The sequence below is a fragment of the Caulobacter sp. X genome (assembly GCF_002742635.1).
Taxonomy (GTDB): domain Bacteria; phylum Pseudomonadota; class Alphaproteobacteria; order Caulobacterales; family Caulobacteraceae; genus Caulobacter.
On sequence record NZ_PEGF01000002.1, the window covers coordinates 129,370 to 144,358 of the forward strand.

The 14,989-nt window shown below is 69.3% G+C and carries 15 protein-coding genes; 12 read left to right on the top strand and 3 right to left on the bottom strand.

All coding sequences use genetic code 11. From position 1 onward, the window contains the following. The first annotated feature begins 20 nt into the window (after positions 1-20). Genes CSW60_RS12960 through CSW60_RS12970 form a run of 3 tightly spaced genes read left to right on the top strand, consistent with a single transcriptional unit; the run spans position 21 to position 3,585 of the window. The gene (locus CSW60_RS12960; RefSeq protein WP_099537780.1) at positions 21-1,292 is read left to right on the top strand and encodes a pitrilysin family protein; all 1,272 of its coding nucleotides are present in this window, start codon (positions 21-23) and stop codon (positions 1,290-1,292) included. 17 nt (positions 1,293-1,309) lie between these two features. Then, positions 1,310-1,882 carry a GNAT family N-acetyltransferase gene (locus tag CSW60_RS12965; RefSeq protein ID WP_099537781.1) on the top strand — a complete coding sequence of 191 codons (573 nt, stop codon included), beginning with the start codon at positions 1,310-1,312 and terminating at the stop codon, positions 1,880-1,882. A gap of 35 nt (positions 1,883-1,917) precedes the next feature. After that, on the top strand, positions 1,918-3,585 hold the full coding sequence (locus CSW60_RS12970) for a bifunctional diguanylate cyclase/phosphodiesterase (RefSeq protein ID WP_099537782.1): 1,668 nt from the start codon (positions 1,918-1,920) through the stop codon (positions 3,583-3,585). A gap of 132 nt (positions 3,586-3,717) precedes the next feature. Here CSW60_RS12970 and CSW60_RS12980 read toward each other — a convergent pair whose 3' ends face one another. Further along, the gene (locus CSW60_RS12980) at positions 3,718-4,308 is read right to left on the bottom strand and encodes a YqgE/AlgH family protein (protein WP_099537783.1); all 591 of its coding nucleotides are present in this window, start codon (positions 4,306-4,308) and stop codon (positions 3,718-3,720) included. A 148-nt stretch (positions 4,309-4,456) separates the two neighbouring features. On the opposite strand from CSW60_RS12980, the gene CSW60_RS12985 reads away from it, so the two are divergent. Then, the gene (locus CSW60_RS12985) at positions 4,457-4,939 is read left to right on the top strand and encodes a peroxiredoxin (RefSeq protein ID WP_099537784.1); all 483 of its coding nucleotides are present in this window, start codon (positions 4,457-4,459) and stop codon (positions 4,937-4,939) included. 226 nt (positions 4,940-5,165) lie between these two features. Continuing rightward, complete coding sequence (locus CSW60_RS12990) at positions 5,166-6,140, top strand: alpha/beta fold hydrolase (RefSeq protein ID WP_201723054.1); 975 nt, start codon at positions 5,166-5,168, stop codon at positions 6,138-6,140. A 79-nt stretch (positions 6,141-6,219) separates the two neighbouring features. On the opposite strand, the gene CSW60_RS12995 is transcribed toward CSW60_RS12990, so the two are convergent. Then, positions 6,220-7,977 (bottom strand): acyl-CoA dehydrogenase, encoded by a 1,758-nt coding sequence (locus CSW60_RS12995; RefSeq protein ID WP_099537785.1) that lies wholly within the window; start codon positions 7,975-7,977, stop codon positions 6,220-6,222. Positions 7,978-8,161: 184 nt separating this feature from the next. Here CSW60_RS12995 and CSW60_RS13000 point away from each other — a divergent pair, with 184 nt between their 5' ends. The 4 genes from CSW60_RS13000 to CSW60_RS13015 all read left to right on the top strand — a co-directional run bounded on the left by CSW60_RS13000 (position 8,162) and on the right by CSW60_RS13015 (position 12,513). Next, a complete protein-coding gene (locus tag CSW60_RS13000) occupies positions 8,162-8,794 on the top strand; it encodes a YceI family protein (RefSeq protein WP_099537786.1) in 633 nt (210 codons plus the stop codon). Between the two features lie 72 nt (positions 8,795-8,866). Continuing rightward, a complete protein-coding gene (locus CSW60_RS13005; protein ID WP_099537787.1) occupies positions 8,867-10,171 on the top strand; it encodes a cytochrome b/b6 domain-containing protein in 1,305 nt (434 codons plus the stop codon). Beyond that, positions 10,102-11,079 carry an L-threonylcarbamoyladenylate synthase gene (locus CSW60_RS13010; RefSeq protein ID WP_099537788.1) on the top strand — a complete coding sequence of 326 codons (978 nt, stop codon included), beginning with the start codon at positions 10,102-10,104 and terminating at the stop codon, positions 11,077-11,079. The genes CSW60_RS13005 and CSW60_RS13010 overlap by 70 nt, the downstream gene beginning before the upstream one ends. Positions 11,080-11,103: 24 nt before the next feature. Further along, positions 11,104-12,513 carry an FAD-binding oxidoreductase gene (locus CSW60_RS13015; RefSeq protein ID WP_099537789.1) on the top strand — a complete coding sequence of 470 codons (1,410 nt, stop codon included), beginning with the start codon at positions 11,104-11,106 and terminating at the stop codon, positions 12,511-12,513. Here CSW60_RS13015 and CSW60_RS13020 read toward each other — a convergent pair. After that, positions 12,488-12,802, bottom strand: a complete 315-nt coding sequence (locus CSW60_RS13020; protein WP_099537790.1) for a hypothetical protein — start codon at positions 12,800-12,802, stop codon at positions 12,488-12,490. The genes CSW60_RS13015 and CSW60_RS13020 overlap by 26 nt on opposite strands. A gap of 72 nt (positions 12,803-12,874) precedes the next feature. Between CSW60_RS13020 and CSW60_RS13025 the strand changes: the two genes are divergently transcribed. The 3 genes from CSW60_RS13025 to CSW60_RS13035 all read left to right on the top strand — a co-directional run bounded on the left by CSW60_RS13025 (position 12,875) and on the right by CSW60_RS13035 (position 14,986). Further along, entirely contained in the window at positions 12,875-13,273 is a 399-nt protein-coding gene (locus CSW60_RS13025; protein WP_236634278.1) for a DUF1801 domain-containing protein, read from the top strand. 50 nt (positions 13,274-13,323) lie between these two features. After that, on the top strand, positions 13,324-14,091 hold the full coding sequence (yaaA, locus tag CSW60_RS13030; RefSeq protein ID WP_099537791.1) for a peroxide stress protein YaaA: 768 nt from the start codon (positions 13,324-13,326) through the stop codon (positions 14,089-14,091). A gap of 97 nt (positions 14,092-14,188) precedes the next feature. Further along, entirely contained in the window at positions 14,189-14,986 is a 798-nt protein-coding gene (locus CSW60_RS13035) for a 3-hydroxybutyrate dehydrogenase (RefSeq protein ID WP_099537792.1), read from the top strand. The last annotated feature ends 3 nt before the right edge of the window (positions 14,987-14,989 follow it).

The following is a 14,989-nucleotide window of genomic DNA, read 5'->3' on the forward strand; positions in this document are numbered from 1 at the left end:
TGAGGACAATAATGAGCTGAATGACCGCCACCCTCCGCACCCTGAAGAACGGCGTCCGCGTCGTCTGTGATCCGATGCCGGGCCTCGAGACCCTGGCGCTCAGCGTGGTGGCCGGCCGCGGCGCGGCCTATGAGGATCCCGCCCGGTCGGGCTGGTCCCATCTTCTGGAGCACATGGTGTTCAAGGGCGCGGGCCAGCGCTCGGCCCGCGACATCGTCGAGGTGATCGAAAGCGCCGGCGGCTCGATCAACGCCGCCACGGGCTATGAGCGCACCAGCTTCCAGGTGCGGGCGCTGCGCGGCGGCCTGGACCTCGGCATGGACGTCATCGCCGACCTCGTGCGGCGTCCGACGCTCGATCCCGCCGACTTGACCCGCGAAAAGCAGGTTGTCGCCCAGGAGATCGCCGAGGCCGCCGACGCGCCCGACGACTACGTCTTCGACCTGATCCAGCGGGCCAGCTGGGGCGACCATCCGGTGGGCCGGCCCATCCTGGGCAGCGACGCGACGGTCGAGGCCGCCAACGTCGAGGCCCTGTCCGAGTGGCGCGCCGCGCTCTACGCCGCCGATCGGCTGGTGATCAGCGCCACCGGCGCGGTCGAGGAGGCCGAGCTGATGGCCGCCGCCGAGCGCGCGTTCGGCGACCTGCCGGCGGAGCCAGGCGCGGCGGTTCCGCAAGCCGCCGACTTCGTGGGCGGTCCGCAGGCCGAGGCCCGCAAGCTGGAACAGAGCCACCTCGTCTTCATGCTGCCCGCCTGCGGGTCGCGCGACCGGGACTATTTCGCCCTGCGCATCTTCGCCGAGGTGCTGGGCGGGGGCATGTCCTCGCGCCTGTTCCAGGAGGCGCGCGAGAAGCGCGGCCTCGCCTACAACATCGACGCCTATGCCGACACCTATGCCGACCACGGCGCGCTGGGCATCTACGCCGGCTGCGCGGCGTCGGACGCGGTCGAGACGGCCAAGGTCTGCGCCGGCGAACTCACCAAGCTGGTCGCGCATATCGACGACGCCGAACTGGCCCGCGCCAAGGCCCAGCTGAAGGCCCACATGTTCATGGCCCGCGAGCAGCCGCTGTCGCGCGCCGAGCAGGGGGCGGGGCAGGTGCTGCTGTTCGATCGCCTCTATGCGCCGTCGGAGCTGGCCGCCGAGGTGGACGCGGTGACGGCCGCCGACGTGGCGCGGCTAGGCCGCCGGCTGCTGTCCGGCCGGCGTGTCGCCTCGGCGGTGCTGGGCGCCAAGACCTCGCTGAAGGCGGGCGAGGCGTTCGACAAGACGCTATTCTCCGCCGCCTGACATCGGAGGACGCGCCGATGCTCCCGTCGTTCCTCAGGCCCCGCCCCGCGCTCCGTCTGCAAGGCCGCGCCGTCTATCTGCGGCCGCCGAAGGCGAGCGACCATCGCGCCTGGGCCAGCTTGCGGGGGCGGTCGCGATCGTTCCTGGAGCCGTGGGAGCCGGTCTGGCCGGAACATGACCTGACCCGCGCCGCGTTCCGGGCGCGCCTGGCGGCCTATGCGCGCGAGATGGAGCTGGACGAGGCCTATCCGTTCTTCGTCTTCCGACGCGCCGACGACGCCCTGGTCGGCGGCGTGCGCCTTTTCCACGTGCGGCGTGGCGTCGCCCAGACGGGGACCATCGGCTACTGGATCGGCCAGCCCTTCGCGCGCCAAGGCCACACGCGCGACGCCGTCGAGACCCTGATCCGCTTCGCCTTCAAGGGCTTAGGCCTTCATCGGCTGGAGGCCGCGTGCATGCCGGAGAACGCGCCCTCGGCCGCGCTTCTGCTGAAATGTGGCTTTTCCGAGGAAGGATACGCCCGCGCTTATTTGAAAATTAACGGCGATTGGCGAGACCATCGTCTGTTCGGCTTGGTGGCGCCCGAGTGAGTTAGGGCGACTGCGGCCGACGCGGCGGGACGGGAATGTCTTTTCGGACAGGCGAACGGCGGATTTGGGACACGACCGCGACGCTCGAAGCGTTGGGCGGGGCCGATGTCGCGCTTTGGATCTGGGAGCCTGAATCCGATCGCCTGCGCCTGAACGGCGCCGCCCGCGCCCTGGGCCTGGGCCCCTTGGCTCCCGAATGCTCTTCCGCCGCCTTCCGCGCCCTGGCCCTGCCGCAGGACCGCGCCCAAGCCGAGGAAGTCCTGAAAGTCCGTGAGCCTGGCCAGCCGGTGGTCGCCCGCTTCCGCGTGCGCGGCGGCGAGGTCTGCCTGTGGCGCGGCGTCTGGCTGGAGGAGGGCGTGCGCGCCGCGGGCGTGGTCGCCGCCGAAACCAAGTTCGCCGCCTCCGAACGCTGCGACCTGACCGGCCTGCTCGATCGTCGCAGTTTCATCACCCGCGCTCGCGAGCGTCTGGCCGAGCCGGGCGCGCATGAGCTGGTCGTCGCCGACCTCGACCGCTTGCGCCGCCTGAACGAGGCGCTAGGCCATGACCGCGCCGACTTGGTCCTGGCCGCCCTGGGCTCGCGCCTGATCGCTGCCTTCCCCGCCGACGCGGTGCTGGGCCGCATCGGCGAGGACGAGTTCGCCGTGCTGTGCAAGCCCGACGGTTACGAGCCGGCCGAGATGCTGCGCGAGGCGCTGGAGCAGCCGCTGCGCATCGCCGGCTTCGACATCCACCCCACGCTGTCGGTCGGCGCCGTCTCGGCCGAGGGCGGGCATGAGGCGCCCGATCCGGCCGAACTGCTGCGCCGCGCCGAGCTGGCCGTCGAGGCCGCCGCCGCCGCCGGCCGCGGCGGGGCCGCCGCCTATGGCCGCTCGATGGAGACCGACGGCCTGTCGCGCCTGGCGCTGGAGGCCGACCTGCGCGGCGCCATCGGGCGCGGCGAGATCATTCCGTACTTCCAGCCCGTGGTGCGCCTGTCGACCGGCGCGCTGTCCGGCTTCGAGGCCCTGGCCCGCTGGATCCACCCGCGCCGGGGCATGCTGCCGCCGGACGAGTTCCTGCCGCTGATCGAAGAGATGGGGCTGATGAGCGAGCTGGGCGCGCACATGATGCACGCCGCCGCCCGCCAGCTGTCGATCTGGCGTGACTGCCATCCGGCGATGAGCGCCATGACCGTCAGCGTCAACCTGTCGACCGGCGAGATCGATCGTCCGGGCCTGGTGGACGACGTCGCCCAGACCTTGCGCGACAACAACCTGCCGCGCGGCGCGCTGAAGCTTGAGGTCACCGAAAGCGACATCATGCGCGATCCCGAACGCGCGGCCGTCGTGCTGCGGACGCTGCGCGAGGCCGGCGCCGGCCTGGCGCTGGACGACTTCGGCACCGGCTTCTCGTCGCTGTCCTATCTGACGCGCCTGCCGTTCGACACGCTGAAGATCGACCGCTACTTCGTGCGGACCATGGGCGCCAACGCCGGCTCGGCCAAGATCGTGCGCTCGGTCGTCAAGCTGGGCCAGGATCTCGATCTCGAAGTCGTCGCCGAGGGCGTCGAGAACGCCGAAATGGCCCGCGCGCTGCAGGGCCTGGGCTGCGACTACGGCCAGGGCTTCGGCTACGCCCCGGCGCTGTCGCCGCAGGAAGCCGAGGTCTATCTGAACGAGGCCTATGTCGACGGCGCCGCGCCGGTGAAGGCGCGGGGTTGAAGGATCTAGATCCTCCCTCGCGTAGCGGGGGAGGTGGCCCATAGGGCCGGAGGGGGCCAATGCCGTCTTTGCCCAGCTTGCCCCCTCAGTCGCTCCGCGACAGCTCCCCCGCATCGCGGTGGAGCAACTATGTCAAGCCCGCCCCGCCGTCGCCGACAGGTGATCCGCCGTGATCCCCAGCTTGGCCAGCGCCCGGGTCCACTTGTGCTCGTGGTCCTCGTCGAACAGCAGACCCTCGTCGGCGTCGCAGATCAGCCAGATGTTGTCGCGCAGTTCCTGCTCCAGCTGTCCAGGGCCCCAGCCGGCGTAGCCTAGCGCCAGGATCGCCTTGCGCGGGCGTCGCATCGGGTTGGCCATGGCGTCCAGCACATCCCGGGTGGCCGTCAGGCTGAGCCCCTCGGCGATGGGCAGGCTGGAGTCTGGCGAGTGGAAGTCGTCGGTATGCAGGACAAAGCCGCGCTCGCGTTCGATCGGTCCGCCCAGCAGCACCAGGTCGCTCGGCGCCTGGATGTCGGACTTCACGCCCAGCCGCTCCAGCAGCTCGAACACGGTCAGGCCTTCGACCGGGCGATTGACCGCCAGGCCCATGGCCTGCTCCTCGTCATGAGCGCACAGATAGAGCACGGCCCGCTCGAAGCGTGGGTCCTCGATGCCTGGCATCGCCACCAGAAGACGGCCCGTCAGGAACTCGCCTTCATCCTCGTCGTCGATCATGCTGGCCATGGCGAGAGCATTGGCCGTCCGTGTGACGCTTTCAAGTCGCGACGATCAGAATCCGTGTCGTCGGTTTTCAAAAACGGCGGCTTGGCGGTGGCGCGGCGCGGGGATATCTCCAAGACCTTCCCAAACGCACAATAGAGGAACACGGCCCATGACGATCAAGGTTGGCGACACGCTGCCCGCGGCGACTTTCATGACCAGCACGGCCGAAGGGCCGGCGCCGATCAGCACCGACGACATCTTCAAGGGCAAGACCGTGGCGCTGTTCGCCGTGCCGGGCGCCTTCACCCCGACCTGCTCGGCCAAGCACCTGCCGGGCTTCAAGGAGAAGGCCGCCGAGCTGAAGGCCAAGGGCGTGGATGCGATCGCCTGCGTCTCGGTCAACGACGTCTTCGTGATGAAGGCCTGGGGCAAGGACCAGGGCATCGACGGCGAAGTCCTGCTGCTGGCTGACGGCAACGGCGACTTCACCCGCGCCATCGGCCTCGACTTCGACGGCAGCAAGTTCGGCATGGGCGCGCGCTCGCAGCGCTATTCGCTGATCGCCAAGGACGGCGTCGTCACCCAGCTGAACGTCGAAGAAGCCGGCCAGTTCAAGGTCTCGTCGGCCGAGTACCTGCTGGAGCAGCTGTAAGCTTCGCTTCCCCCTCCCCCGCCGCGCGGGGGAGGGACGTCCTCGCCGTTTTTCGGCGACGCTTCGGGGCGTGGCATGGAGTATGCTCGCCCAGCGCCTCCATCGGCGCGCACCCCACAGTAAAAAAAGATATCGCGATAAGGAATCTTCTGGACACTGGCGAAGCTCGCGCCTAACTATATCGTTATCGCGATAATCGTTGTCGCAAAATGAAATGAGGATGATGATGAGCCAGTCGAACCAAGCTTCCCGCCGCGGGCTGATGACCGCTGGTCTCGGCCTCGCCGCCGCGGCCGCCGCCGCGCCCCTGGCCGCTCAGGCCGCGACGACGAAGGCCGCGTCCAAGCCGTCCGCCGCCGATCGCGCCCAGAGCGGCTATGTCACGACCAAGGACGGCGTGCAGATCTTCTACAAGGACTGGGGTCCCAAGACCGCCCAGCCGATCGTGTTCCACCACGGCTGGCCGCTCAGCGCCGACGACTGGGACGCCCAGATGATGTTCTTCCTGCTCAAGGGCTATCGCGTCATCGCCCATGACCGCCGCGGTCACGGCCGTTCGACCCAGACCGACACCGGCAACGAGATGGACACCTACGCCGCCGACGTCATCGCCCTGACCGATCATCTGGACCTGAAGAATGCCATTCACGTCGGCCACTCGACCGGCGGCGGCGAGGCGATCCACTACGCCGCTCGCGCCAAGCCTGGCCGGGTCGCCAAGGTGGTGCTGATCGGCGCGGTGCCGCCGATCATGCTGAAGACGCCCGCCAATCCCGGCGGTCTGCCGATGGAGGTCTTCGACGGCTTCCGCGCGGCCCTGCTGGCCAACCGCGCCCAGTTCTTCCGCGATGTTCCCGAAGGCCCGTTCTACGGCTTCAACCGTCCCGGCGCGAAGGTCAGCCAGGGCCTGATCGACAACTGGTGGCGCCAGGGCATGGCCGGCGGCGCCAAGGCCCACTACGACTGCATCAAGGCCTTCTCCGAGACCGACTTCACCGACGATCTCAAGAAGGTCGATGTCCCGGTCCTGATCATGCACGGCGAGGACGACCAGATCGTCCCGATCGCCGACAGCGCCCACCTGGCCATCAAGCTGGTCAAGAAGGGGACGCTGAAGACCTATCCGGGCCTGCCGCACGGCATGGCGTCCACCCACCCGGAGGTGATCAACCCCGACCTGCTGGCCTTCTTCAAGGCGTAGGGGGAAGCCCACACCACCAAGCGTGTCATCCCGGCTGTCCGCTTCGCTGCGGCCGGGATGACACGATGTTTGCTTGTCCCTAGGCCCCCAGCACCTCTGGCGTCATTGCCTCGAGGTCCGCCGCGCCCAGCATGACCCCCGCCGCCGCGCCGGGGACCTGGGCCAGGACGCTTTCGGCGAAGACGCGGGCCAGGGCGCGCTTGCTTTCGGCCCAGGCCGCATCGGCCTCGCCCGCCGCCGCCAGGGCGCCCTTGGCCAGCATCCAGCCGCCGACCACGTCGCCCAGCAGCTTCAGATAGGCGGTGGCGCCCGACAGGGCGTCGGGCATGGCCTTGGCGCGACGCTCGACCAGCCAGGCCGTGGCGCCGGCGGCGGCGTCGAGGGCGGCCTCCAGGCGCAGGCCGACGGCCTTCAGATCCGAGCTCTTCAGGTCTTCGATCGTGTCGCGGATGTCGTCCATCAGGTCGGCGACGGCCTGGCCCTCGCCCAGCGACAGCTTGCGACCGACCAGGTCGATGGCCTGGATGCCGTTCGTGCCTTCATAGATCGGGGCGATGCGGGCGTCGCGATAGTGCTGGGCCGCGCCCGTCTCCTCGATGAAGCCCATGCCGCCGTGGATCTGGACGCCTTGCGAGGCGACCCAGACACCGACGTCGGTCGACCAGGCCTTGGCGATCGGCGTCAGCAGTTCCTCGCGCAGCTTGGCGCTTGTCCGGGTCGTCTCGTCGGCGGCGGCGCGGGAGAGGTCGGCGGCGACGGCGGTCGACAGGCAGATCCCGCGCGCGGCCTCGATATGGGCCTTCATCAGCACCAGCGAGCGGCGAACGTCCGGATGGTCGAACAGGCGCGAGGGATAGGCCTGCGTCCAGGCCGAGCGGCCCTGGGCGCGATCTTGCGAGAAGGCCAGGGCCTGCTGGTAGGCGCGCTCGGCTATGGCCGTGCCTTGCGTGCCGACCTGCAGGCGCGCGGCGTTCATCATCGTGAACATGTTGGGCAGGCCCTGACCCAGGCCGCCGACCAACTCGGCCTTGGCGCCCTCGAACAGCATCACGCAGGTGGGCGAGCCGTGGATGCCTAGCTTGTGCTCCAGGCCGCCGACCCGCAGGGCGTTGGCTTCGCCGAGCTTGCCGTCGTCATCGACCAGCACCTTGGGGGCCAGGAACAGCGAGATGCCCTTCACGCCGGGCGGGGCGTCGGGCGTGCGGGCCAAAACGAGGTGGACGATGTTATCGGCCGCGTCGTGGTCGCCCCAGGTGATGAAGATCTTCTGGCCGGTGATCCGCCAGCCGCCCTCGCCGTCCGGCGTGGCCACGGTGGTCAGGGCCGCGAGGTCCGAGCCGGCCTGCGGCTCGGTCAGGTTCATGGTGCCGGTCCATTCGCCCGACACCAGCTTGGGCAGGTACAGCGCCTTCTGGCGGTCCGAGCCGTGGTGATCCAGCGCCTCGATCGCGCCCAGGCTCAGCATCGGGCAGAGACCGAAGGCCATGTTGGCCGCCTGGATCATCTCCAGCACGGCGACTTCCAGCGTCTTGGGCAGGCCCTGGCCGCCATGCTCGGGCGCGGCGGCGAGACCGGCCCAGCCGCCCTCGGCGAACTGCTTGTAGGCGTCCGCGAAGCCCGGAGCGCAGCGGACGACGCCGTTCTCGAGCTTGGCCCCGACCAGGTCGCCCTGGCGGTTCAGCGGGGCCAGCACGTCGGCGGCGAAGGCGCCGGCCGCCTCCAGCACCGCCGCCACGGTGTCCGCGTCGGCCTCGGGAAAGGCGTCGGCCAAGCGATCGAAGCCGGCCGCGTGGCGCAGCGAAAAGGCGAGGTCGCGGACGGGGGGGCGGAAGGTCATGGCCGACGAAGCTCCAGGTTATCGGCGTTCTCTTTAGGCTTGCGGGCTACGCGCGCCAAGCCGGCCACAGATTTGTTCGCCAGGTAACGATCTCGTGATCCGGCGGCCCTTCAAAGCTATGGTGGAGTGCTTAAGTCGGGGAACCGTAACTAGTCCTGTTCTAGTTCGAAGGAGAGACATCCCGATGTTCCGTCCCTACGCCTATGCCGCCCTCGCGGCGACCTTGCTCGCCGCCCCGGCCGCCCTGGCCGCTCCGGGCGTCACCTCCACCAAGCCCGCCGACCTGCCGGCCGGTCACTACGTGCTCGACAAGACCCACGCCTCGGTCGTGGGCAGGATCAAGCACATGGGGTTCTCGAACTACCAGTTTCGCTTCACCAAGGTCGACGCCAGCTTCGACTACGATCCCAAGGCTCCGCAGGACGCCAAGATCAAGGTGACCGTCGATCCGGGCTCGATCGACACCGCGACCGGCGCCGACGAGTTCGGCCTGAAGTTCAACAAGGAACTGGCCGGCGACGGCTGGCTGGAAGCGGGCAAGTTCCCGACCGCCACCTTCGTCTCGACCAAGGTCGAGCCGGGCGCGGGCCAGACCGGCAAGGTCTATGGCGACTTCACCCTGCACGGCGTGACCAAGCCGATCGTGCTGGACGTGACCTTCAACGGCGTCGGCGGCAGCTTCGCCCCGGGCAGCGTCAAGACGGGCTTCTCGGCCACGACGACGATCAAGCGTTCGGACTTCGGCGTCAGCAAGTACGTCCCGCTGGTCAGCGACGACGTCGCGCTGAGCATCGAAGTCGAGTTCGACAAGAAGTAAGTTGCCTTGCGTCTTGCGCCGGTCCGGTCGGATCGGCGCAATGCGTTTCTATCTATCTGCCTGGAGTTACCGATGGCCGCGACCCGCACCCGCTACACAACGGTGGCGATTGTCCTGCACTGGCTGATCGCGGCGGCCATCATCTTCCAGATCATCATCGGCTGGCGCATGGGCGATGGGCCCAAGGGCTCGCCGACCACCTTCGCCCTGTTCCAGCTGCACAAGTCGATCGGCTTCACGATCCTGCTGCTCAGCCTGGCGCGTCTGGCCTGGCGGATCTTCAATCCCGCCCCGCCGCCGCCCGCGCATCAGCCGCGCTGGGAGCAACTGGCCTCCAAGATCGTCCACGTCGGCTTCTACGTGATCATGATCGGCCTGCCGCTGACCGGCTGGATCCTGGTCTCGACCAGCCGCGTCGTCGTGCCGACCCTGTGGTGGGGCGTCGTCCCCTGGCCGCACCTGCCGGGCCTGCCCGAACTGGCCGCCGGGCCCAAGCACGTCTGGAATGAGGTCGGCGAGATCGGCCACGGCGTGCTGGTCAAGCTGACCTATCTGCTGCTGCTCCTGCACCTCGGCGCCGTCGCCAAGCACCAGGTCCTCGACAAGGACGAGGTGTTCCAGAACATGGCCCCGGGTTCCAAGCCCGGCCTGAAGGAGCCGCGCGCCTGGCTGGCCGCCGCCGGCCTCGCCGCCGTGGTCGCCGCCGCCTACCTGTTCACCCCGACGGTGAAGGCCGCCAAGCCGGTCGCCCCGCCGCCGCCCGCCGATGCGGCCGCTCCGGCCGAGCCCGCGACCCCCGCGCCGACAGAGCCGGTCGCTCCGACCGCCGACGCCGCCAAGCCCGAAGCCGCCGCCGCCGAAGCGCCGTCCGCCCTCAAGGACCCCGTCGCCTGGGCCGTCCAGAAGGGCGCCAGCCTGACCTTCTCGGCGACCTGGTCCGGCTCGCCGGTCGAGGGCCGCTTCAACCGCTGGACCGCCGACATCCTGTTCTCGCCCGAGGCGCTGGACCGTTCGAAGCTGACTGTCGGCGTCGACATGGGCTCGGCCGTGACCGGCGACGACCAGCGCGACCAGAGCCTGCCCAGCGGCGATTTCTTCGACACCGCCGAGCATCCGAAGGCGACCTTCACGGCGACGAAGTTCCGCAAGACGGGCGAGGGCCAGTACGTCGCCGACGGAACCCTGGACCTGCGGGGCGTGAAAAAGCCGCTCAGCCTGCCGTTTTCCCTGAAGATCGTCGGCGACACGGCGACCGCGCGCGGTGTAACCACCCTCGACCGGACCACGTTCGGGGTTGGACAGGGCGAATGGGCGTCTACGGATCAGATCGCGGCCAAGGTGAAGGTCAGCTTCTCGCTGACCGCCAAGCGGAAATAGAGGCGGCCGCCAGCGCCCTGCGCGCGGGCTGGCTGGTCATCCTGCCGACCGAGACCGTCTATGGCCTGGGCGCCGACGCGGCCAATCCGGCCGCCGTGGCCGCGATCTTCGAGGCCAAGGGCCGGCCGCGCTTCAACCCGTTGATCGCCCACGTCGCCGATCTGGAGACCGCCGAACGGATCGCCGACTTCGACCAGCGCGCCCGCGACCTGGCCCGCGAGTTCTGGCCCGGACCGCTGACCATCGTCGCGCCGATCAAGGACGCCTCGGCCGTCTGCGACCTGGCCCGCGCGGGCCTCGACACGGTTGCGATCCGGGTGCCGCGCCATCCGCTCTCCCGCGCCGTGCTGGCGACGTTCGGCGGCGCGGTCGTCGCGCCCTCGGCCAACCGCTCCGGCCGACCCAGCCCCACCACCTATGCCGACGCCGTGTCCGAGACCGGCGACAAGGCGGCCGCGACGCTGGACGGCGGTCCGTGCGCGGTCGGCCTGGAGTCGACGGTCGTCTCGGTGCTGGACGGCCAGGCGCGCCTGCTGCGTCCCGGCGCGGTGACCCGCGTCCAGTTGCAACAAATCGTCGGCCCCCTGGCCGAGGCCGACGACGACGCCAAGCGCTCGCCCGGGCGCTTGGCGTTGCACTACGCCCCCGACGCCCCGGTGCGGATCAACGCCAAGGCGCCCAAGCCCGGCGAGGCGTTCCTGGCCTTCGGCGGCGGCGCCAGCGGGGAGGGGGTGTTCAACCTCAGCCCCACGGGCGACCTCGCCGAAGCCGCGGCGAACCTGTTCTCGTATCTCCGCGCCGCCGACCGCACCCACCCCTCGGCCATCGCCGTCGCCCCCATCCCGGAAGAGGGGCTGGGCGAGGCGATCAACGACCGGCTGCGCCGCGCCGCCGGCTTCATCGGCTGACCTTTCGAGCGTAAGGTAGCGACCATGACCAAGCCCGTTCCCGCCGATGTCGTCTCCCGCCTCAAGGCCGTGCTCGGCGAGGGCGGCTGGAGCCAGGATCCGGACGTGATCGCGCCGATGCTGGTCGAGTGGCGCGGCCGCTGGAAGGGCGAGACGCCGCTGCTGGTCACGCCGCGCAACACCGCCGAGGTCGCCGCCGTGGTCGGGATCTGCGCGGCCGAGGGCGTGGCGATCACCCCCCAGGGCGGCAACACCGGCCTCGTCGCCGGCCAGATTCCGCACGGCGAGATCCTGCTGTCGACCCGCAAGCTGACCGCCGTTCGCGACGTCGATCCGATCGACGACGCCATGGTGCTGGAGGCCGGCGTCACGCTCTACGAAGCTCATCAGCAGGCCGCCAAGGTCGGCCGACGCTTCACGGTTGGCGTCGCGTCCGAGGGCTCGTGCACGGTCGGCGGCTTGATCTCGACCAACGCCGGCGGCACGGCCGTGCTTCGCTACGGCATGATGCGCGAGCAGGTGCTGGGCCTCGAGGCGGTGCTGCCCAATGGCGAGGTCTGGAATGGCCTCAAGCGCCTGCGCAAGGACAACACCGGCTATGACCTCAAGCAGCTGTTGATCGGCGCCGAGGGCACGCTGGGGATCGTCACCGCCGCGTCGCTGAAGATTCAAGCGCCGCTGGCCTCGCGGGCCGTGGCGATCGTCGGCCTGGGCTCGCCGGCCGACGCCATCCAGCTTCTTGCCCGCGCCAAGGAAGAGACGGGCGGCTCGGTCGAGGCGTTCGAGCTGATGGGTCTGCTGGGCTTTGCCTTGACCATCCGCAACGTGCCGGGCCTGCGCGATCCGCTGCCGACCGAGCACCCCTGGTACGTGCTGATCGAGATCGCCAGCGGCGAGCCGGGCGCGGCCGAGGCGGCGCTGGAGCGACTGCTGACCGGCGCTCTGGAGCGCGGCCTGATCGCCGACGCCGCCGTCGCCCAAACCGAGACGCAGATGAAGGCCTTCTGGCACATCCGCGAGGGCCACTCCGCCGGCCAGAAGCCCGAAGGGGCGGTGTGGAAGCACGACGTGTCCGTGCCGGTCTCGAAGATCCCAGACTTCATCGCCCGCGCCGATGCGGCGATCGAGCAGGCCTTCCCCGGAACGCGCATCATCGCCTTCGGCCACGTCGGCGACGGCAATGTCCACTACGATGTGCTCAAGCCCGTGGGCGCGGATGACGACGCCCATGACGTCCAGCGCGAGGCCGGCGCCAAGATCGTCCACGACATCGCCGCCGGGTTCGCAGGCTCGATCAGCGCCGAACACGGCCTGGGCGCGATGAAGACGGCCGAGGCCCTGACCTACAAGGACCCGATCGAGGTCGCCGCCTTGCGGGCGATCCGCCAGGCGCTGGACCCCAAGCGGATCATGAACCCTCGGGTGCTGTTCTAGCGGCGCGCTTGCGGGCGCGCAGGAACAGCACGGCCATCACCGCGAAGGCGCCGGCCGGGATCGTGGCCCTGTAGAAGCCCGGCTGCGAGCCTGGCAGCAGGTTGATCGCCCACGGGATGAAGCCCCACCGGCCGGTCGTCTGCTCCATCCAGAACGCCCCGACGCCGACGAAGCACATCACCGCCCAGACAGGGCGGAACTTCAGGCCCCGGTCGCGCAGGACGAAGAACAGCGCGACGAACATTGGGATGGGCCAGGCGAGGGCGGCGGCGAGGCCTAGGGTCTGCATGGGGGTTGGATAGCCGCGCCAAGGGCCAAGGTCGAGACTCGACACGCGCCCGGACTGGATCAATCTGTCCGCATGAGCAGCCTGTTCAGGTTCTCCAGCGCGATGACGCAGCATCCCGAGGTCGAGGCCTGGTTGGCGGGGCGCGATCCGATGCGTGTCGTCGTGCGGCCCTGGTTCGACGTCATGCGCGGCCTGGGTCCGGATGTCCGGGAGCTGCTGCACGACGGCCATCCGACGGCCTGTGTCGAGGACGCGGCCTTCGCCTATGTCGACGCCTTCAGCGCCCACGCCAGCATCGGCTTCTACGAAGGCGCGTCTCTGCCGGATCCGGCCCGCTTGCTCGAAGGCGGCGGAAAGCGAATGCGGCACGTGAAGCTGCGCTGGGGATCGCCTACGAACGAGGCGGCGCTGCGCGATTTGCTCATCGCGGCCTATGCCGACATGCGCGCGCGGGTCGACGCGGGGGAATAGTCGCGCGGCGCCGCTAGCGAAGCCCGGTCGAAGGCTTTATCTCCCCGGCCATGCTGATGGTCATCTCGCCCGCCAAGTCGCTGGACTTCACCGCGCCCGCCCAGGCGCTGCCCATGACGACGCCTGAGCTGAAAGCCCAGATCGCCGAGCTGGCCAAGGTCACGCGCAAGCTGACCGCCGCCGACCTGAAGCGCCTGATGCACATCTCCGACGCCCTGGCCAAGCTGAACCGCGAACGGTTCCAGGCCTTCGATTCCGAGCTGGAAGACGGTCTGCAGGCGATCATCGCTTTCAACGGCGACGTCTATGCCGGGCTGGCCGCGCGCGAGCTGGACCGGGCCTCGCTGGAGTGGGCTCAGGACCATCTGCGGATCCTGTCGGGTCTCTATGGCGTGCTGCGCCCGTTCGACGCCCTGCAGCCCTATCGCCTGGAGATGGGCACGCGGCTGAAGACCAAGCGCGGCCATAACCTCTACGACTACTGGGGCGAGACGATCTCGCAGACCCTGAACGCGGCCGCCGCCGGCCACGCCGACCCGACGCTGGTGAACCTGGCCAGCCAGGAATATTTCGGCGCCGTGGACGCCAAGGCCCTGAAGCTGCCGGTCGTGACCTGCCACTTCAAGGAAGAGAAGCACGGCGAGCTGCGCGTGCTGGGCTTCTTCGCCAAGAAAGCGCGCGGGCGCATGGCGCGCTACGTGATCGACAACCGCATCGACCGCGTCGAGGGCCTGAAAGGCTTTGACCTGGACGGCTATCGCTTCCAGCCGTCGCTCTCGACGGGCGCCGACTGGGTTTTCGCTCGCCCGCAGCCTTAAATTCATCTATCGATGAATTTATAACCGCTCGCCCTTCGCTGAGGCGAGCTATATGCTGCGCTGCAGCATCGTTAGGGCGTCATCCAGGAGCGCGCGAATGGCCGTCGATTTCGGTTTGCAGGGGCAGGTCGCCATCGTCACCGGCTCGACCAGCGGCATCGGACACGCCCTGGCCGACGCGCTCGCGGCCCAGGGCTGCAACATCGTCATGAACGGCCTGGGCGAAATGAACGCCATCGAGCGCGCCCGCTCGGAAATGGCCGAGAAGCACGGCGTCGAGGTGCTGTATCACGGCGCCGACATGACCAAGCCGATCGAGATCGCCGACATGGTCAAGGCCGCCAAGGCCGAGTTCGGCGAGCTGGACATCCTCGTGAACAACGCCGGCGTCCAGCATGTCGCGCCGATCGAGGACTTCCCGGACGACAAGTGGGACCTGATCATCGCGATCAACCTGTCCTCGGCCTTTCACGCCACCAAGGCGGCGGTGCCGATCATGAAGGAGCAGGGGCGCGGGCGGATCGTCAACATCGCCTCGGCCCACGCCCTGGTCGCCTCGCCGTTCAAGTCGGCCTATGTCGCGGCCAAGCACGGGATCATGGGCCTGACCAAGACTGTCGCCCTCGAGGTCGCCACTCACGGCATCACCTGCAACGCCATCTGCCCGGGTTTCGTAAAGACGCCTCTGGTCGAGGCCCAGATCGCCGACCAAGCCAAGGCGCGCGGCATTTCGGAAGAGGCGGTGATGAAGGACGTGATCCTGGCCGCCCAGCCGACCAAGCAGTTCGTCACCTTCGAACAGCTTTCGGGCATGCTGCTGTACCTGGTGTCGGACGCCGGCGCTTCGGCCAACGGCGCCGCTTTCCAGGTCGACGGCGGCTGGGTCGCGCAATAGGCT

Bases quoted from the DNA above. Each gene is read 5' to 3' on its own strand.
- CSW60_RS12980 (WP_099537783.1), bottom strand. From the start codon at position 4,308: ATGGCCAGCATGATCGACGACGAGGATGAAGGCGAGTTCCTGACGGGC.
- CSW60_RS12970 (WP_099537782.1), top strand. From the start codon at position 1,918: ATGTCTTTTCGGACAGGCGAACGGCGGATTTGGGACACGACCGCGACG.
- CSW60_RS12990 (WP_201723054.1), top strand. From the start codon at position 5,166: ATGAGCCAGTCGAACCAAGCTTCCCGCCGCGGGCTGATGACCGCTGGT.
- CSW60_RS13035 (WP_099537792.1), top strand. From the start codon at position 14,189: ATGGCCGTCGATTTCGGTTTGCAGGGGCAGGTCGCCATCGTCACCGGC.
- CSW60_RS13005 (WP_099537787.1), top strand. From the start codon at position 8,867: ATGGCCGCGACCCGCACCCGCTACACAACGGTGGCGATTGTCCTGCAC.
- CSW60_RS13020 (WP_099537790.1), bottom strand. From the start codon at position 12,802: ATGCAGACCCTAGGCCTCGCCGCCGCCCTCGCCTGGCCCATCCCAATG.
- yaaA (WP_099537791.1), top strand. From the start codon at position 13,324: ATGCTGATGGTCATCTCGCCCGCCAAGTCGCTGGACTTCACCGCGCCC.
- CSW60_RS13010 (WP_099537788.1), top strand. From the start codon at position 10,102: ATGGGCGTCTACGGATCAGATCGCGGCCAAGGTGAAGGTCAGCTTCTC.
- CSW60_RS12960 (WP_099537780.1), top strand. From the start codon at position 21: ATGACCGCCACCCTCCGCACCCTGAAGAACGGCGTCCGCGTCGTCTGT.
- CSW60_RS12965 (WP_099537781.1), top strand. From the start codon at position 1,310: ATGCTCCCGTCGTTCCTCAGGCCCCGCCCCGCGCTCCGTCTGCAAGGC.
- CSW60_RS13025 (WP_236634278.1), top strand. From the start codon at position 12,875: ATGAGCAGCCTGTTCAGGTTCTCCAGCGCGATGACGCAGCATCCCGAG.
- CSW60_RS13015 (WP_099537789.1), top strand. From the start codon at position 11,104: ATGACCAAGCCCGTTCCCGCCGATGTCGTCTCCCGCCTCAAGGCCGTG.
- CSW60_RS13000 (WP_099537786.1), top strand. From the start codon at position 8,162: ATGTTCCGTCCCTACGCCTATGCCGCCCTCGCGGCGACCTTGCTCGCC.
- CSW60_RS12995 (WP_099537785.1), bottom strand. From the start codon at position 7,977: ATGACCTTCCGCCCCCCCGTCCGCGACCTCGCCTTTTCGCTGCGCCAC.
- CSW60_RS12985 (WP_099537784.1), top strand. From the start codon at position 4,457: ATGACGATCAAGGTTGGCGACACGCTGCCCGCGGCGACTTTCATGACC.